Below are 17,223 nucleotides of genomic sequence, written 5' to 3' on the forward strand. Positions count from 1 at the left end.
GATGGATTTTCAGCACACAGAAGATCGCCGGATGCTGGCGGACACGTTGAACCGCTTCATCGCCGAACAGTACGCGTTCCCGGTGCGCGACCGCATCGCGCAGTCGGCCGAAGGCTTCGACCGCGCGATGTGGCGGCGCTTCGCCGAACTCGGCACGGTCGGCGCGCTGTTTCCGGAAGCCGACGGCGGCTTCGGCGGCGCTGGCTTCGACATCGCCGCGGTGTTCGAATGCCTCGGGCGCGGGCTCGTCGTCGAGCCGTTCCTCGGCGCGCTGCTGGCCGGCCGTGCGCTGTCGCTCGCGGGCGGCGATGCGCATCGCGACAAGCTCGCCGCGTTGATCGACGGCAGCGCGAGCGCCGCATTCGCGCACGACGAGCCGGGTTCGCACTACGAGCTGACGACCGTGCGCACGCGCGCCGAACGTGCAGGCGACGGCTGGGTGCTGACGGGCGCGAAGGGCGTCGTCGACCAGGCCGCGCAGGCGGCGTTCTTCGTCGTCAGCGCGCGCGTGTCGGGGCGCGACGACGACGCGGCCGGCATCGGCCTGTTCGTCGTGCCGGCCGATGCACCGGGCGTGTCGCTGCGCGACTACCGGAAGATCGACGGCGGCCGCGCGGCCGAAGTGCGCTTCGAGCGCGTCGCGCTGCCGGCCGATGCGGCGCTCGGCGCGCACGACGGCGAAGCGGGCGCCGAGCTGCTCGAACGCGTGCTCGGCTACGGGCTGCTGGCGCTGTCGGCGGAAGCGCTCGGCGCGATGGACGTCGCGAAGGAAGCGACGCTCGAGTATCTGCGCACGCGCAAGCAGTTCGGGTTGCCGATCGGCAGCTTCCAGGCGCTGCAGCACCGGATGGCCGATCTGCTGCTCGAAGTCGAGCAGGCGCGCTCGGCCGTGATCAACGCGGCCGCGCAGCTCGATGCGCCGCGCGCGGTGCGCGAGCGCGCGCTCGCGGCGGCGAAATACAGCATCGGCCGGATCGGCACGCTCGTCGCCGAGGAAAGCATCCAGCTGCACGGCGGAATCGGGATGACGTGGGAGTTGCCGCTGGCGCACTACGCGAAGCGGCTCGTGATGATCGATCACCAGCTCGGCGACGAGGATCACCATCTCGCGCGCTACATCGCGCTGTCGAAACGATAACGGTGCAAACGCGAATGGAGGAGACGACGATGACGAACGAAGCGCGCGCGCTGCCGCTGGCCGGCGTGAAGGTGCTCGATTTCTCGCGCGTGCTCGCGGGCCCGTGGTGCGCGATGGTGCTCGCCGATTTCGGCGCGGAAGTGATCAAGGTCGAGCATCCGGCGCGCGGCGACGATACGCGCGACTGGGGGCTGCGGATCGGCGACACCGAAACCACCTATTTCAACAGCGTGAACCGCAGCAAGCGCTCGATCTGCGTCGACCTGCAGACGGAAGCCGGCCAGCGCATCGCGCGCGAGCTGGCCGCACGGGCCGACGTGGTGCTCCACAACTTCAAGTTCGGCGGCGCGGAGAAGCTCGGGCTCGGCTACGACGCGCTGGCCGAGCTGAATCCGCGCCTCGTGCACTGCGCGATCTCCGGCTATGACCGATCGGGCGCCGAGGCCGCGCGGCCCGGCTACGACCTCGTCGTCCAGGGCGAGGCCGGACTGATGGCGCTGAACGGCGAGGCCGGCCAGCCGCCGCTGAAGTTCGGCGTCGCGGCGGTCGACCTGTTCACCGGCATGTATTCGGCGCAGGCGATCCTCGCCGCGCTTTACGAACGCCATGCGACGGGGCGCGGTCGCCGCATCGAGATGGCGCTGTTCGACTGCGGGCTGATGATCACCGCGTACTACGGGCTCGATGCGCTGCTGATGGGCGAGGACCCGCCGCGCTACGGCAACGCGCATCCGTCGATCGTGCCGTACGGCGTATTCGATGCGGCCGACGGCCCGCTCGTGATCACGGTCGGCAACAACACGCAGTTCGCGCGCTTCTGCGACGCGATCGAGCGGCCCGATCTCGCGGCCGACGAACGCTACAGGACCAACCTCGGCCGTTCGGAGAATCGCGCCGACCTGCTGCCCGAGATTCGCCGCGAACTCGCGCGCCGCTCGCGTGCGACGCTGCTGGCGGCGCTCGCCGCCGCGGGCATTCCGTGCGGCGAAGTGCTCGGGCTGCACGAAGCGTTGACGTCGGAACGCGCCACCCGCGCCGGGCTCGTCACGCGGCAGCCGCATCCGGTCGCGGGCGGTGTCGACGTGCTCGCGCCGCCGTACCGCTTCGACGGCGCGCGGCTGCCGGTGCGCGGTGCGCCGCCGGTGCTCGGCGCGGATACCGACGCGGTGCTCGGCGACTGGCTCGGGATGTCGGCCGACGCGGTTGCGCGGCTGCGTGCGGATTGCGTCGTGTAACGCGTTGCAGGGATTGCCGCCGCGGCGCGGGCGGAGCAGTCGACACGCGCCGACCATCCACGAGACAGCTCTCGCGATACGACGAGACGATATTGGAGACAACATGGAGCTTTCCGTCATCGAATCGGTCACGGCGCGCCCTGACTACCAGCAGCTCGTGCGGGCACGGCGCCGCTTCAGCTTCATGCTGACGGCGCTGATGATCGCCACGTACTACGGCTTCATCCTGCTCGTCGCGCTCGCGCCGCACGTGCTCGCCGCGCCGCTGTACCGCGGCGCGACGACGACGGTCGGAATCGCCGCGGGCGTCGCGATCATCCTCGTCGCGATCGGCCTGACCGCGTGCTACGTGCTGCGCGCGAACCGCGCGTTCGATCGCCGCGTCGACGCGATCCTGCAGCGTTCGTAACGGAGGCCGACATGCGATTCCTTTCGAGCGCGCTCGGCGCGCTGGCCGTTCTCGTTTCCTCCGCCGCCCATGCGACCGGCGTCGCCGGCCCGATGCCCGACAAGGTCGAGCTGAACCCGGTCGCGATCGGGATGTTCTTCGCGTTCGTGTTCGCGACGCTCGCGCTCACGCGCTGGGCCGCGCGCCGCACGCGCTCGACACGCGACTTCTACACGGCCGGCGGCGGCATCACCGGCCTGCAGAACGGGCTCGCGATCGCGGGCGACTACATGTCGGCCGCGTCGTTCCTCGGGCTGTCCGGCATGGTGTTCATGTTCGGCTTCGACGGGTTGATCTATTCGATCGGCTTCCTGGTGGGCTGGCCGTTCGTGATGTTCCTGATCGCCGAACCGTTGCGCAACCTCGGCAAGTTCACGTTCGTCGACGTCGTCGCGTACCGCTTCGCGCAGCGGCCGATCCGGCTGCTGACGTCCGCGAACGCGCTGACGATCGTCGTGCTGTACCTCGTCGTGCAGATGGTCGGTGCGGGCAAGCTGATCCAGTTGCTGTTCGGGCTGTCGTACGGCACGGCCGAGCTGATCGTCGGCGTGCTGATGGTGGTCTACGTGTTCTTCGGCGGGATGACCGCGACCACCTGGGTGCAGGTGATCAAGGCCGTGCTGCTGCTGCTCGGCGCGACGCTGCTCGCGTTGCTGGCGCTTGGCGAATTCGGCTTCGACATCGACGCGATGTTCCGCCGCGCGGTGGCCGTGCATCCGGGCGCGCTGTCGATCATGGGGCCCGGCAAGCTGATCCGCGATCCGGCCAATGCGCTGTCGCTCGGCATCGCGCTGATGTTCGGCACGGCCGGCTTCCCGCACATCCTGATGCGCTTCTTCACGGTGCCGAACGCGAAGGAGGCGCGCAAGTCGGTGCTCTACGCGACGGGCTTCATCGGCTATTTCTACCTGCTGACCTTCGTGATCGGCTTCTCGGCGATCGTGCTGCTCGCGCAGCATCCGGAATTCTTCCGGCTCGGCGCGAACGGCACGTTCAACCTGACGCACGACCTGCTCGGCGGCTCCAACATGGTCGCGGTGAAGCTCGCGCAGGCGGTCGGCGGCAACTGGTTCTACGGGTTCATCGCGGCCGTCACGTTCGCGACGATCCTCGCGGTGGTCGCCGGCCTGACGCTCGCGGGCGCGACGACGATCTCGCACGACCTGTACGCGCAGATGTGGGCGCGCGGCAAGCCCGACGAGCGGCTGGAAATGCGCATCTCGCGCGCGGCGACGATCGTGCTGTCGGCCGTCGCGATCGCGCTGTCGATCCTGTTCGAGCACGTGAACGTCGCGTTCATGGTCGGGCTCGTCGCGGCGGTGGCCGCGAGCGCGAATTTCCCCGTGCTCGCGATGTCGATCTTCTGGCGCGGGATGACGACGCGCGGCGCAGTGCTCGGCGGCGGCCTCGGCCTCGTGTCGGCGGTCGCGCTCACGGTGCTGTCGAAGTCGGTGTGGGTCGACGTGCTGCATCATGCGCACGCGCCGGTGTTCCTCGACAACCCGGCGCTCGTGTCGGTGCCGCTCGCGTTCGTCGGGATCGTCGTCGGCTCGCTCGCGGATCGCGGCGAGCGCGCGCGCCGCGAGCGCGACGCGTTCGCGCGGCAGGAGTTCTACGCGCAGACCGGCGTGCTCGCGAGCCGGGCCGTGCAGCACTGATTCGTCGGATCAATGTGCCCATCCGTCCGGATCGCCGGACGGATCTTTTCCGGAAATCCGGAATCCCGGATTTCCTTGCCTGCCGCATTGTGGGAAATACAATGAAAACAATGGTTTGAGGGGTTCCGGAAACCTGGCATCGACCTTGCAATATAAAGCGCATGGCCGCCCCTCGGCCTGACTATTACATCAAGGAGACAATCGATGACCAGCGCCTTCCTCCCCTGTCGGATGTTCTGAGGCATCGCTTGTTGCGGCACGGCAGCCGCGCGGGCGATTGGCTTTCTCCCGAGACATTCGCCCGCGCGCGTGACGCCGTTTCCACCGGCTCATCATCTACTTCAGCAGGAACCATCGTGAAGAAGAAACCCTTCTACAAAGTGCTCTATGTGCAGGTGATCTTCGCCATCATCGTCGGCGTGATCCTCGGCCACTACTACCCGGCGCTCGCCACCGACATGAAGCCGCTCGGCGACGGGTTCATCAAGCTGATCAAGATGGTGATCGGCCCGATCATCTTCTGTACGGTCGTCACCGGCATCGCCGGCATGGAGGACATGAAGAAGGTCGGCCGCGTCGGCGGCAAGGCGCTGCTGTACTTCGAGATCGTGTCGACCTTCGCGCTGGTGCTCGGCCTCGCGGCCACGCACCTGCTGCGACCGGGCGTCGGCTTCAACATCGATCCGGCGACGCTGGACGGCAAGGCCGTCGCGTCGTACGCGGCGAAGGCGCACGGGCAATCGACGGTCGATTTCCTGATGCACATCATCCCGAACACGATGGTCGACGCGTTCGCGCAGGGTGAAATCCTGCAGATCCTGCTGATCGCGCTGCTGTTCGGCAGCGTGCTCGCACACCTCGGCGAGCGCGGCCGCGTGGTCACCGATTTCATCGACGGCCTGACGCGCGTGCTGTTCGGCATCGTGCACATCGTCACGAAGCTGGCCCCGATCGGCGCGTTCGGCGCGATGGCGTTCACGATCGGCAAGTACGGCGTCGGCTCGCTGGTGCCGCTGCTCAAGCTGATCGGCACGTTCTACCTGACGTCGGTCGTGTTCGTGCTCGTCGTGCTCGGCGCGATCGCGCGCTTCACCGGCTTCTCGATCATCCGCTTCGTGTCGTACATCAAGGAAGAGCTGCTGATCGTGCTCGGCACGAGCTCGTCGGAAGCCGCGCTGCCGCAGCTGATGGAAAAGCTCGAGAAGGCGGGCTGCTCGCGTTCGGTCGTCGGCCTCGTCGTGCCGACCGGCTATTCGTTCAACCTCGACGGCACCAACATCTACATGACGATGGCCGTGCTGTTCATCGCGCAGGCGACCAACATCGAGCTGACGTGGATGCAGCAACTCACGCTGCTGGCCGTCGCGATGCTGACGTCCAAGGGCGCGAGCGGCGTGACGGGGGCGGGCTTCATCACGCTCGCCGCGACGCTGGCCGTCGTGCCGACGATCCCGCTGTCGGGCATGGTGCTGATCCTCGGCATCGACCGCTTCATGAGCGAATGCCGCGCGCTGACCAACATCGTCGGCAACGGTGTCGCGACCGTCGTCGTGTCGGCGTGGGAGAAGGAGCTCGACCGCAACAAGCTGCGCCAGGCGCTGAAGGGCGGCGCCGAAGTCGCGCCGACCGAGACGGCCGGCGTCTGACGCGATGAACGAGCAGGCGGCGGCACGGCCCGCCGGCCGTGCGGCCCGCGGCGGTCGGGGCATCGGGGCGGAGGCCTATGACACAATAGGCGATCCGCATCGCCAGGAAGCCTCGACCGTGACGCGCCGCCTGCTCATCCTCGTCGTGCTCGCCGCCGCGCTCGTCGCGGCGTGCGCGCTCACGTGGACGATCACGTGGCAGCGGGGCGTCGCCGAGCTGCAGCGCAATGCCGCGGTGCGCGTCGAGCGCACCACCAACGCGCTCAAGAGCACGCTCGACCGCTACGAATCGTTGCCTTATCTGCTCGGCAGCCATCCGTACGTGCAGGACCTCCTGGCCGAGCCCAAGCGCGGCGATTACACCGCCCGCGTCAATCGTTATCTCGAAGATCTCAACGAACACGCGCACGCTACCGTCACCTACGTGATCGGCGCGGACGGCCTGTGCGTCGCCGCCAGCAACTGGCGCGCACCCGACAGCTTCGTCGGGATCGAATACCGTTTCCGCCCGTATTTCCTCGATGCGATGAACGGCCGGGTCGGCCGCTTCTTCGGGATCGGCACGATCTCGCGCGATCCCGGCTACTACATCTCGCAGCCCGTGTGGCGCGACGGCAAGATCGCGGGCGTCGTCGTCGTGAAGCTCAATCTCGAATGGTTCCAGGGCGCCGACGCGTCCGAGCCGCTCGTCGTCGTGGACGATCACGGCGTCGTGTTCCTGTCGTCCGTGCCCGCCTGGAAGTACCACACGCTGCGCCCGCTCACGGGGCCCGTCGCCGCGTCGATCTACGAAACGCGCCAGTACGCGCAGCAGCCGGTCACGCCGCTGCCGCTGCGTGTCGAGCAGACGCTCGGCGCCGATGCGGAGATCGTGCGCCTCGGTGCCGGCCGGCGCGCGCCGCGCTTCCTCGCCAGTAAGCGCCGGATCGGCGAGCCCGACTGGCTGCTCGTCACGCTCGCGCCGATCGCGCCGATCGATGCCGATGCGCGCAACGCCACGATCGTCACCGGCTTCGGCTTCGTGTCGGTCGCGCTGCTCGCGTTCTACTGGCGGATGCGCCGCGCCCGCGTGCGCGAGATGATCCGCGGCCGCGCGCTGCTGCAGCAGGCGTACGCGGAGCTGAACCGGCGCGTCGAGGAGCGGACGGCCGATCTGTCGGAGGCGAACGAGCAATTGCAGAAGGAAGTCGGCGACCGGATCCGCGCGGAGCAGGAGCTGCGCGCCGCGCACGACGAACTGATCCAGGCGAGCAAGCTCGCCGCGCTCGGCCAGATGGCGGCCGGCATCACGCATGAACTGAACCAGCCGCTCGCGGCGCTGCGCAGCTTCTCGGACAACACGCGCGTGCTGCTCGATCGCGGCGAGCAGGCCGCCGCGCGCGAGAATCTCGAGGCGATCGCCGCGCTCACCGAGCGGATGGGCAAGATCACCAACCAGCTGAAGCTGTTCGTCGGCCGCGCGAAGCCGCGCAACGAGCAGGCGCTCGTCGTGCGCGCGCTGCGCAGCGTGCTGTCGCTGCTCGACGAGCGCCTGCGCGGCGTCGCGCTCACGCTGACGCTGCAGGATGCGACCGTCTCGCCCGCGCGCGACGCGCCGCTCGATCTGGCGCGCGACTATCCCGAACTCGTCGCGCGCTGCGAGGACCTGCGCCTCGAACAGGTGCTGATCAACCTGCTCGGCAACGCGCTCGACGCGGTGGCCGGCGTCGCGGCGCCGGCCATCGAGGTGACGATCGCGGTGTCGGCCGCGACGCTCGCGGTCGAGGTGCGCGACAACGGCTCCGGCATTGCGCCCGATTTGCTGCCGCGCCTGTTCGAGCCGTTCTTCACGACCAAGGAAATGGGGCGCGGGCTCGGGCTCGGCCTCGCGATCTCGTCGTCGATCGCGAGCGACGCGGGCGGCGCGCTGACCGCACGCAACGCACCGTCGGGCGGCGCGCTGTTCGTCTTGACGCTGCGGCGCGCCCGCACGCATCATCCGGACTCCGTGTCCGAGCCGGCGGGCTCGCATTAGCGTGAGCAGGCCCGGTCGGCGAACGACCGGCATCAACGAGAGCCGCGCGCGGCTCGTCAGGAGCAAGTGAGTACGATGGCCAACCGGCTGCAAGTGATCTATATCGAAGACGATGCGCTCGTGCGCCGGGCGAGCGTGCAGAGCCTTCAACTGGCGGGCTTCGACGTCGCCGGCTTCGAGTCGGCCGAAGCGGCCGAGAAGGCGATCGTCGCGGATACCGCCGGCGTGATCGTCAGCGACATCCGGCTGCCCGGCGCGAGCGGGCTCGACGTGCTCGCGCAGTGCCGCGAGCGCGTGCCCGACGTGCCGGTGATCCTCGTCACCGGGCACGGCGATATCTCGATGGCCGTGCAGGCGATGCGCGACGGCGCCTACGACTTCATCGAAAAGCCGTTCGCGGCCGAGCGCCTGATCGAGACGGTGCGCCGCGCACTCGAGCGCCGCGAGCTCGTGCTCGAGAATCACGCGCTGCGGCGCGAGCTGGCCGGGCAGAACGTCGTCGCGCCGCGCATCATCGGCCGCAGCCCCGCGATCGAGCAGGTGCGCAAGCTGATCGCGAACGTCGCGCCGACCGACGCGTCGGTACTGATCAACGGCGACACGGGCGCCGGCAAGGAGCTGATCGCACGCAGCCTGCACGAGTTGTCGCCGCGCCGCGACAAGCCGTTCATCGCCGTGAACTGCGGCGCGCTGCCCGAGCCGATGTTCGAGTCGGAGATGTTCGGCTACGAGCCCGGTGCGTTCACCGGCGCCGCGAAGCGGCGCGTCGGCAAGCTCGAATACGCGTCCGGCGGCACGCTGTTCCTCGACGAAATCGAAAGCATGCCGCTCGCGTTGCAGGTGAAGCTGCTGCGCGTGCTGCAGGACGGCGTGCTGGAGCGGCTCGGCTCGAACCAGCCGATCCGCGTGAACTGCCGCGTGGTCGCGGCCGCGAAGGGCGACATGAGCGAGCTCGTCGCGGCCGGCACGTTCCGGCGCGACCTGCTGTACCGGCTCAACGTCGTGACGATCGCGCTGCCGCCGCTCGCCGAGCGCCGCGAGGACATCGTGCCGCTGTTCGAGCACTTCATGCTCGATGCGGCCGTGCGCTACGGCCGGCCCGCGCCGGTGCTGACCGACCGGCAGCGCGCGAGCCTGATGCAGCGCGACTGGCCGGGCAACGTGCGCGAGCTGCGCAACGCCGCCGATCGCTTCGTGCTCGGCGTGGCCGACGTGCCGCAGCAAACAGGTGCGGGCGACGACGCCGACAACGACCAGACGCTGAAGGAGCGCGTCGAGCAATTCGAGCGCGCAGTGATCGCCCAGGCGCTGAACCAGACGGGCGGCGCGGTCGCGGCAACGGCCGACCGGCTGCATGTCGGCAAGGCGACGCTGTACGAGAAGATGAAGCGCTACGGGCTGTCGGCGAAAGGTGAAACCGAGCGCTGAAAAGCAAACGGACCGCGAAACCGGGTTGCCCGGTCATGCGGTCCGTTTCTTGCCGGCGGGGCGCGGTGCGCGCGCTTTCCGGCCGGATCCGGCGGTGCTCAGGCCGCGTTGCCGTCGAGCGCCTTCTTGAGCAGCGCGTCGAGTTCCGCGAATTGCGGCGCGCCGACGTAGCGCTTCAGGATCTTGCCGTCCTTGTCGACGACGAAGGTCGTCGGCGTGAGTTGCACGTTGCCGAACTGCTTCGCGACGCTGCCGTCGTCGAGCGCGACCTTGAACGGCAACTGGCGCGTCTGCGCGTAATTCGCGACGTACATCGGCGGATCGTAGTTCATCGCGACCGCGACGAACTCCAGCCCCTGACCCTTGAAGCGATTGTAGGTGTCGACCATCTGCGGCATTTCCTGCATGCAGGTCGCGCAGCTCGTCGCCCAGAAGTTCACGAGATAGACCTTGCCCTTCAGGTCGCCGGCGGTCGAGACTTTCTGGCCCGACAGCAGCGTGAAGGTCGCGTCCGGCACGCTGGACTTGCCGTTGAACGCGAAGAAGCCGGCGACGGCGATCGCCGCGACGACGGCGGCCGCGGCGAGGTAGCGGACGGGGCCGGCACTGCGGCGGGCGGAAGGCGTGGTGTTCATCTGGTGCTCTCGGAGTCGATGACGCTGATCGACGCAAAGGACGTCGAAATTCGGCGCTCATTTTAGCGCGAATGCGGTGCGCGCACCGGCGGCGGCCGCGCATTCCGGTTTTCCGGTTCGACGGATAATGGTGGTTTTGCCTGCCGCGATCCACGCCATGCCGAAGGAAGTCACCGATTCGTTGCGCCCCCTTTTTCGCCCGCTGCGACACTTCGCCGCGCTGGCCTGCCTGAGCGCCGCGCTGGCCGCGTGCTCGCCGTCGTACGACTGGCGCACGTTGCACAACGACGCCGGCTACACGATCGACCTGCCGGCGAAGCCGACCGTCGAGGAGCAGCCGGTGGCGCTCGGCGGTAGGTCGATGCCGATGCGGATGCAGGCCGCGCACGTCGACGGCGCGGTATTCGCGGTCGGCACGCTGACGTTGCCCGACGACCGCGACGACACACGCCGCGCGGCGCTCGAATTTCTGCGCGCAGGGCTGTCGCGCAACCTCGAAGGCGCGCCGCAGACGGCGACGGTGCCCGTGCCCCTCGCGGCCGGCGGCGCCGTGAACGGGCTCGAGCTGCGCATCGCGGGTGCCGCCGCCGGCGGCGATCGCGCGCGCAAGACGATCGTCGCGCGGCTTGCCGCGCGCGGCCGGCACGCGTACCAGGCTGTCGTGATCGCCGATGGGCCGCTTGCGCAGGAGCAGCTCGACCAGTTTTTCGGTTCGTTCAAGCTGGATTGACGACAGCCGGCGAGGGCGCTCGGACACGCCGTGACAACTGAAAGTTCATTCGCAGCTTTCGACGCTAATCGCCGGATTTTGCGAGGGTTTTTCGGCTATCCACAGCGCATGTGGATAACTTTGTTGAAAAGTGGCCGGTATTTCTCGCGAAGCCGCGCGGGACGGCCTTCCGGCCCGTTTGGCCGCCCGTTCTCCTTTTGAGAAAAATCAATCGAAACAAAGGGATACGAATTCCGTCCGGCAAAGGCCGCGGCGAGCCGCGATCCGGGGCCGGATTCGCGGAATTGTGCATAAGTCAAGTCTTGACAGCATGATTTTGTCCTCCTGGGCCGCTCACAGCCCCGTCAACGCGCGCCGGTAGCGGATCGCCTCGGCGATCTGCGCGGCCGTCGGCAGCGGGTCGCCGGCCAGATCGGCGATCGTCCGCGCGACTTTCAGCACGCGGAAATACGCACGCGCCGACCAGCCGAAGCGCTCGCCGGCCTCGCGCAGCAGCCGCTCGCCTTCGTCGGTCGGCCGGCACAGGTCGTCGGTTTCGCGGCCGCTCAGCATGTGATTCGTCTTGCCCTGCCGATCGAGCTGCAGCGCACGCGCCTGCGCGACCCGGGCGGCCACCGCCGCGCTCGGTTCGCCGGGCGCCGTCGCTCGGGTCGCGAGTTCGGCCGGCGATAGCGCGGGCAGGTCGATCTGGATGTCGATGCGGTCGAGCAGCGGCCCCGACAGCTTGCGCAGATAGCGGGCGGCCACGTCCGGCGAGCAGCGGCAGCGCCCGGACGGATCGCCGTGCCAGCCGCACGGGCACGGGTTCATCGCGGCGATCAGCTGGCACGCGGCGGGGAAGTCGGCCTGCTGCGCCGCGCGCGAGATCGTGATGCGGCCGGCTTCGAGCGGCTCGCGCAGCATCTCCAGTACGTGCCGGTCGAATTCCGGCAGTTCGTCGAGAAACAGCACGCCGAGGTGCGCGAGCGTGATTTCCCCCGGCTGCGGCGGATTGCGGCCGCCGACCAGCGCGGCGGCGCTCGACGAGTGATGCGGCGCGCGGAACGGCCGGCGGCGCCACTGCGCGGGCGAGAAGCCGAGCCGGCTCGCGGACAGCAGCGCGGCCGAGGTCAGCGCCTCGTCGTCGGTCAGCGGCGGCAGCAGGCCGGCCAGCCGTGCCGCCAGCATCGACTTGCCGGCCCCCGGCGGGCCGACCATCAGCATGTGATGGCCGCCCGCGGCGGCGACTTCCAGCGCGCGTCGCGCGCCGCGCTGGCCGATGACGTCCGCGAGGTCGGGCGCGGCGGGTGCCGGCAGGCCGTCGAGACAGGGCGCGGCGACCGGCGCGAGCCGCCCGTCCGGCGCATCGGCGAGGTGCGCGCACAGCGCCGGCAGGTCGCGCGCACCGAATACGGTCACGCCCGGTACGAGCGCGGCCTCGGCGGCGCTGTCGAGCGGCAGGTACAGCTCGGGCGGGCGCGATGTCGCGCTCGAATCGCGCAGGGCGCCGGGATCCACGCCGGGGCCGCCGGCCAGGCCCGCGCCGGATTCCTCCGCACGCCGGTCCCGCGCGGCGCCGCACGCCATCGCGAACGCGCCGCGCATCGGCCGCAGCGCGCCCGTCAGCGACAGCTCGCCCGCGAATTCGCGGCCGGCCAGCGCGTCGGCCGGGATCTGGCCGTTCGCGGCGAGAATGCCGAGCGCGATCGGCAGATCGAAGCGGCCCGATTCCTTCGGAAGGTCGGCCGGCGCGAGATTGACGGTGATGCGGCGCACCGGGAATTCGAACCCGCAGTTCTGCAGCGCGGCGCGCACGCGCTCGCGGCTTTCGCGGACTTCGAGATCGGGCAGCCCGACGATCGAAAACGACGGCAACCCGTTGGCGAGATGGACTTCGACGGTGACGTCCGGCGCGCGGCCGGAGGCGGGCGCGCGACTGCGCACCACGGCGAGCGACATGGCGAGGCTCCTGTAAACAGGCGGACGACGGCCGTTCGGGGCCGCATGCCGCGGGACGCGGAGGAATCGGATGCGCGCTTGCCGGCGTGGCGCGGAGAAAGAACGAGGTGCTGCGGAACGACGAACTGCGAAGAGCGGCGGACTGCGAAGAGCGACGGACTACGAAGAGCGATGGACTACGAAGAGGGGCTGCGAAGAACGACCGACGACGAAGTGCGGCGGAGCGGCTTCGGGGTGGCGGGCGCGAGCCGCACGAGGCGGCCCGCGCCCGGACCTTGCGGCCGGGTGGGGCGTCAGGCCTGCGGGGCGGCGAGCTTCTGCTCGAGTTCCGCGACGCGCTTTTCGAGCTCCTCGAGGCGCACGCGGGTGCGGGCGAGCACCTGTGCCTGCGTATCGAATTCCTCGCGCGTGACGAGATCGAGCTTCGAGAAGCCTTGCGACAGCATGGCCTTCACGTTGCGCTCGACGTCCTTGGCCGGCGAGTTTTTCAGCAAATCGCTGACGCGCGACTGCAGATCGTTGAAAACGTCGCTGGGTTGCTTCATGTGATTCCCCTTCCTTGCACAAAAAATGTGCATCTTCAGTTGCATACGTGCCCATGATGCACGCATGACCGGAAATGGTGCGCGCGGGGCGCGAATTCCGGGCATGGCGCCCGCATGGGTGAATGGCCCGGCGATCCGGGACGTGCGTGCACTCTAGCAACGATCCTTTCGCTGCGCCAGCAAACCGGGCCATGTTGGCCATTCGGCCGGGCTTTCGCGCCTTACGTTGCGCGATGCGACCCCGTTCCCGAGCCCTTCGAGACGGTGCTCGGACCAACATGGCATGCGAGTTGCTGAGAAGAGTCCGTCACAACATTCCAACTCATCCGACGGGACAACCCAGCGAGAGGACTTCATGAAACTCATTACCGCAATCATCAAGCCGTTCAAGCTCGATGAGACGCGCGAAGCGCTGTCGGCGCTCGGCGTCTCGGGCATCACGGTGACGGAGGTCAAAGGGTTCGGGCGCCAGAAGGGGCACACCGAGCTGTACCGCGGCGCCGAGTACGTGGTCGATTTCCTGCCGAAGATGAAGATCGAGGCGGCCGTGTCCGACGATCTCGTCGACCAGGCGGTGGAAGCGATCGAGCGGGCCGCGCGCACGGGCAAGATCGGCGACGGCAAGATCTTCGTCACGCCGATCGAACAAGTGATCCGGATTCGCACCGGGGAGACAGGCGCGGACGCGCTGTAACAGAACAGACAAGACAAGCGACAAGAGGAAACCCAAGATGCGCAAACTTCTGATGTCCCTGCTGATGGCCGGCTCGCTGATCGCGGCTGGCGTCGGCTCCGCGCTCGCCGACGACGCGGCGTCCGCCGCGGCTGGTTCCACCGCGGCTGCTTCCGCGCCCGCTGCCGCCGCTTCCGACGCATCGGCTGCCGCCGCACCGGCCGCTTCGGCGCCGGCCGCCGACGCATCCGCCACCGCCGCTGCCGCACCCGCTTCGGGCGCGGCCGACGCATCGGCCGCGGCTTCTGCCGCCGCCGCACCGGCGGCGCCCACCGCGCCGTTCTCGGTCGATTCGTCGAAGATCAGCGCGGGCGACACCGCGTGGATGCTCACGTCCACCGCGCTCGTGCTGTTCATGACGATCCCCGGCCTCGCGCTGTTCTACGCGGGTATGGTCCGCAAGAAGAACGTGCTCGCGACCGTGATGCAAAGCTTCGCGATCACCGCGCTGATCACGGTGCTGTGGACGGTGGTCGGCTACAGCCTCGCGTTCACGCCAGGCAACGGCTTCATCGGCGGCCTGTCGCGCGTGTTCCTGCACGGCATGAGCTACATCAAGGGCGACAAGGCGACGACGCTGACGGTCAGCCATCTCGCGTCGACGATTCCGGAATCGGTGTACTTCGTCTACCAGATGACGTTCGCGATCATCACGCCGGCGCTGATCTGCGGCGCGTTCGCCGATCGCATGAAGTTCTCGGCGATGCTCGTGTTCATGACGCTCTGGTCGCTGATCGTCTATGTGCCGATCGCGCACATGGTGTGGGAGCCGACCGGCTGGCTGTCGGCGGACGGCGTGCTCGACTTCGCGGGCGGCACCGTGGTGCACATCAACGCCGGTATCGCGGGCCTGATGTCGTGCCTGGTGCTCGGCAAGCGCGTCGGCTACGGCCGTGAATCGATGGCGCCGCACAACCTCGTGCTGACGATGATCGGCGCGTCGATGCTGTGGGTCGGCTGGTTCGGCTTCAACGCGGGTTCCGCGGTCGCGGCCGACGGCCGTGCCGGCTTCGCGATGCTGACGACGCAGGTCGCGACGGCCTGCGCGGCGCTCGGCTGGATGTTTGCGGAATGGATCGCGAAGGGCAAGCCGTCGGTGCTCGGCATCGTGTCGGGCGCGGTCGCGGGTCTGGTGGCGATCACGCCGGCGGCCGGCTTCGTCGGCGTGGCGGGCGCGCTCGTGATCGGTATCGCGGCGGGCGTCGTGTGCTTCTGGTCGGCGACGTGGCTCAAGTCGAAGCTCGGCTACGACGATTCGCTCGACGCGTTCGGCGTGCACGGCGTGGGCGGGATTCTCGGCGCACTGCTGACCGGCGTATTCGCGGTCAAGGACATCGGCGGCATGGACGGCAGCCTGCTGCTGCAGGCGAAGGGCGTGCTGATCACGCTCGTGTACAGCGGCGTGCTGAGCTTCGTGCTGCTGAAGCTGATCGATCTGACGATCGGCTTGCGCGTGTCCGAAGAGGAAGAGCGCGAAGGCCTCGACGTGGTGCTGCACGGCGAGCACGTGGAATAAGTCACACGGAACGACGGCGGGCCGCCGCGACGACGGCGCCCGCCCCGAATGAGCGCAGCGACTTCGGCCCGCCTACCCGGCGGGCTTTTTTTCTCCTGACGCGTGCTGCCGTAGCGGATAACCCTTCACTCTATCGGGTCAATAGCCGAAAACTTCCTCCATATCCTTGTGAAGCCGGGAACAATCCCCAAATGGGCAAGGCAATTGCTCTACAATCTTCATTCTCCCGCTCGCGAGTGATTCATGGTTCCCCACCTCGTTACCGCGTTGAACGGTCCGCTGCTCGAACTCGAGCAGAAGATCCTCGACGCGACGCCTGCGATCGAACGCTGGTTCAGGCTCGAATGGCAGGAACACACCCCGCCGTTCTATTGTTCGGTGGACCTGCGCAATGCCGGCTTCAAGCTGGCGCCCGTCGACGCGAACCTGTTTCCCGGCGCTTTCAACAATCTGCCGTCCGAAGTGCTGCCGCTTGCCGTGCAGGCCGCGATGGCCGCGATCGAGAAGATCTGCCCGGACGCGAAGAATCTGCTCGTGATTCCCGAGCTGCCGACCCGCAACGCGTTCTACCTGGAAAACGTCGCGCGCCTCGCGACGATCATGCGCCAGGCCGGCCTGAACGTGCGTTTCGGCTCGCTCGATCCCAGCATCACCGACATGACGCCGATCACGCTGGCCGACGGCCAGAAGATCGTGCTCGAGCCGCTCGAGCGTTCGCAGCGCCGCCTCGGCCTGAAGAATTTCGATCCGTGCTCGATCCTGCTGAACAACGACCTGTCGGCCGGCATCCCGGCCGTGCTGGAAAACCTGCACGAACAGTACCTGCTGCCGCCGCTGCACGCGGGCTGGGCCGTGCGCCGCAAGTCGACGCACTTCGCGTGCTACGACGACGTCGCGAAGAAGTTCGCGAAGATGGTCGGCGTCGATCCGTGGATGGTGAATCCGTATTTCGCGCACGTCGAAGGCGTCGACTGGCAGGCGCATGAAGGCGAGCAGGCGCTCGCCGACGCGATCGACGGCGTGCTGAAGAAAATCGCGCGCAAGTATCGCGAATACGGGATCAGCGAGAAACCGTACGTCGTCGTGAAGGCCGACGCGGGCACCGCGGGCCGCGGCGTGATGACCGTGCACGACGCGGCCGAGATCGGCCGCATGACGAAGGCCGAGCGCGCGCAGATGGCCGAATCGAAGGCCGGCCTCGCGGTGCGCGACGTGATCGTGCAGGAAGGCGTCTACACGTTCGAGCGCGTCGGCGACGAGGTGGCCGAGCCGGTCGTGTACATGATCGACCGCTACGTGGTCGGCGGCTTCTACCGCACGCACGGCGGCCGCGAGCGCGACCAGAACCTGAACGCGCCCGGCATGCACTACGTGCCGCTCGGCTTCGAGCACACCGCGCTGCCGGATGCCGGCGCGAAGCCGGGCGCCGCGCCGCCGAACCGTTTCTACATGTACGGCGTCGTCGCGCGGCTGTCGCTGATCGCGTCGTCGATCGAACTGGAAAAGACCGACCCCGAAGCCATCCAGGTGTAACGGACCTTCGCTACGTACAGGACCCG

Annotated in this window: 14 protein-coding genes; 11 read left to right on the forward strand and 3 right to left on the reverse strand. The window is 68.5% G+C overall.

Annotation, left to right across the window (positions count from 1 at the left end):
- The first annotated feature begins 1 nt into the window (after position 1).
- From WS61_RS31650 to WS61_RS31680, 7 genes are all read left to right on the forward strand, one after another.
- Positions 2–1,138, forward strand: a complete 1,137-nt coding sequence (locus WS61_RS31650) for an acyl-CoA dehydrogenase family protein (RefSeq protein ID WP_059506542.1) — start codon at positions 2–4, stop codon at positions 1,136–1,138.
- 29 nt (positions 1,139–1,167) lie between these two features.
- Positions 1,168–2,373 carry a CaiB/BaiF CoA-transferase family protein gene (locus WS61_RS31655; protein ID WP_059506692.1) on the forward strand — a complete coding sequence of 402 codons (1,206 nt, stop codon included), beginning with the start codon at positions 1,168–1,170 and terminating at the stop codon, positions 2,371–2,373.
- A 103-nt stretch (positions 2,374–2,476) separates the two neighbouring features.
- The gene (locus WS61_RS31660) at positions 2,477–2,782 is read left to right on the forward strand and encodes a DUF485 domain-containing protein (RefSeq protein WP_034208474.1); all 306 of its coding nucleotides are present in this window, start codon (positions 2,477–2,479) and stop codon (positions 2,780–2,782) included.
- An 11-nt stretch (positions 2,783–2,793) separates the two neighbouring features.
- Positions 2,794–4,479 carry a cation acetate symporter gene (locus WS61_RS31665; protein WP_059506544.1) on the forward strand — a complete coding sequence of 562 codons (1,686 nt, stop codon included), beginning with the start codon at positions 2,794–2,796 and terminating at the stop codon, positions 4,477–4,479.
- Positions 4,480–4,835: 356 nt separating this feature from the next.
- Positions 4,836–6,125, forward strand: coding sequence for a dicarboxylate/amino acid:cation symporter (locus WS61_RS31670; RefSeq protein WP_059506547.1), 1,290 nt, complete (start codon positions 4,836–4,838; stop codon positions 6,123–6,125).
- A 4-nt stretch (positions 6,126–6,129) separates the two neighbouring features.
- A complete protein-coding gene (locus WS61_RS31675; protein WP_059506548.1) occupies positions 6,130–8,139 on the forward strand; it encodes an ATP-binding protein in 2,010 nt (669 codons plus the stop codon).
- Between the two features lie 75 nt (positions 8,140–8,214).
- On the forward strand, positions 8,215–9,567 hold the full coding sequence (locus tag WS61_RS31680) for a sigma-54 dependent transcriptional regulator (RefSeq protein WP_059506693.1): 1,353 nt from the start codon (positions 8,215–8,217) through the stop codon (positions 9,565–9,567).
- Between the two features lie 98 nt (positions 9,568–9,665).
- Here WS61_RS31680 and WS61_RS31685 read toward each other — a convergent pair whose 3' ends face one another.
- Positions 9,666–10,202, reverse strand: coding sequence for a peroxiredoxin (locus WS61_RS31685; protein WP_034208469.1), 537 nt, complete (start codon positions 10,200–10,202; stop codon positions 9,666–9,668).
- A 157-nt stretch (positions 10,203–10,359) separates the two neighbouring features.
- Here WS61_RS31685 and WS61_RS31690 point away from each other — a divergent pair, with 157 nt between their 5' ends.
- A complete protein-coding gene (locus tag WS61_RS31690) occupies positions 10,360–10,932 on the forward strand; it encodes a hypothetical protein (protein WP_059506550.1) in 573 nt (190 codons plus the stop codon).
- 333 nt (positions 10,933–11,265) lie between these two features.
- Here the strand turns inward: WS61_RS31690 and WS61_RS31695 are convergent, their stop codons facing one another.
- Together WS61_RS31695 and WS61_RS31700 are read right to left on the reverse strand one after the other, a co-directional pair.
- Positions 11,266–12,870, reverse strand: coding sequence for a YifB family Mg chelatase-like AAA ATPase (locus WS61_RS31695; protein WP_059506551.1), 1,605 nt, complete (start codon positions 12,868–12,870; stop codon positions 11,266–11,268).
- A 293-nt stretch (positions 12,871–13,163) separates the two neighbouring features.
- Positions 13,164–13,415, reverse strand: coding sequence for an accessory factor UbiK family protein (locus WS61_RS31700; protein WP_006489451.1), 252 nt, complete (start codon positions 13,413–13,415; stop codon positions 13,164–13,166).
- A gap of 355 nt (positions 13,416–13,770) precedes the next feature.
- Between WS61_RS31700 and WS61_RS31705 the strand changes: the two genes are divergently transcribed.
- The 3 genes from WS61_RS31705 to gshA all read left to right on the forward strand — a co-directional run bounded on the left by WS61_RS31705 (position 13,771) and on the right by gshA (position 17,197).
- Positions 13,771–14,109: a P-II family nitrogen regulator gene (locus tag WS61_RS31705; RefSeq protein WP_006398175.1), complete on the forward strand. Its 339-nt coding sequence runs from the start codon at positions 13,771–13,773 to the stop codon at positions 14,107–14,109.
- 37 nt (positions 14,110–14,146) lie between these two features.
- A complete protein-coding gene (locus tag WS61_RS31710; RefSeq protein WP_059506553.1) occupies positions 14,147–15,664 on the forward strand; it encodes an ammonium transporter in 1,518 nt (505 codons plus the stop codon).
- Between the two features lie 243 nt (positions 15,665–15,907).
- Entirely contained in the window at positions 15,908–17,197 is a 1,290-nt protein-coding gene (gene gshA / locus WS61_RS31715) for a glutamate--cysteine ligase (protein ID WP_034208466.1), read from the forward strand.
- Positions 17,198–17,223: the final 26 nt, after the last annotated feature.

This window comes from Burkholderia sp. ABCPW 11 (assembly GCF_001523445.1).
GTDB lineage: Bacteria > Pseudomonadota > Gammaproteobacteria > Burkholderiales > Burkholderiaceae > Burkholderia.

Excerpts from the sequence above, each read along its gene's own strand:
- WS61_RS31650 (WP_059506542.1), top strand. The coding sequence starts at position 2 with ATGGATTTTCAGCACACAGAAGATCGCCGGATGCTGGCGGACACGTTG.
- WS61_RS31655 (WP_059506692.1), top strand. The coding sequence starts at position 1,168 with ATGACGAACGAAGCGCGCGCGCTGCCGCTGGCCGGCGTGAAGGTGCTC.
- WS61_RS31660 (WP_034208474.1), top strand. The coding sequence starts at position 2,477 with ATGGAGCTTTCCGTCATCGAATCGGTCACGGCGCGCCCTGACTACCAG.
- WS61_RS31665 (WP_059506544.1), top strand. The coding sequence starts at position 2,794 with ATGCGATTCCTTTCGAGCGCGCTCGGCGCGCTGGCCGTTCTCGTTTCC.
- WS61_RS31675 (WP_059506548.1), top strand. The coding sequence starts at position 6,130 with ATGAACGAGCAGGCGGCGGCACGGCCCGCCGGCCGTGCGGCCCGCGGC.
- WS61_RS31680 (WP_059506693.1), top strand. The coding sequence starts at position 8,215 with ATGGCCAACCGGCTGCAAGTGATCTATATCGAAGACGATGCGCTCGTG.
- WS61_RS31685 (WP_034208469.1), bottom strand. The coding sequence starts at position 10,202 with ATGAACACCACGCCTTCCGCCCGCCGCAGTGCCGGCCCCGTCCGCTAC.
- WS61_RS31690 (WP_059506550.1), top strand. The coding sequence starts at position 10,360 with ATGCCGAAGGAAGTCACCGATTCGTTGCGCCCCCTTTTTCGCCCGCTG.
- WS61_RS31695 (WP_059506551.1), bottom strand. The coding sequence starts at position 12,870 with ATGTCGCTCGCCGTGGTGCGCAGTCGCGCGCCCGCCTCCGGCCGCGCG.
- WS61_RS31700 (WP_006489451.1), bottom strand. The coding sequence starts at position 13,415 with ATGAAGCAACCCAGCGACGTTTTCAACGATCTGCAGTCGCGCGTCAGC.
- WS61_RS31705 (WP_006398175.1), top strand. The coding sequence starts at position 13,771 with ATGAAACTCATTACCGCAATCATCAAGCCGTTCAAGCTCGATGAGACG.
- WS61_RS31710 (WP_059506553.1), top strand. The coding sequence starts at position 14,147 with ATGCGCAAACTTCTGATGTCCCTGCTGATGGCCGGCTCGCTGATCGCG.
- gshA (WP_034208466.1), top strand. The coding sequence starts at position 15,908 with ATGGTTCCCCACCTCGTTACCGCGTTGAACGGTCCGCTGCTCGAACTC.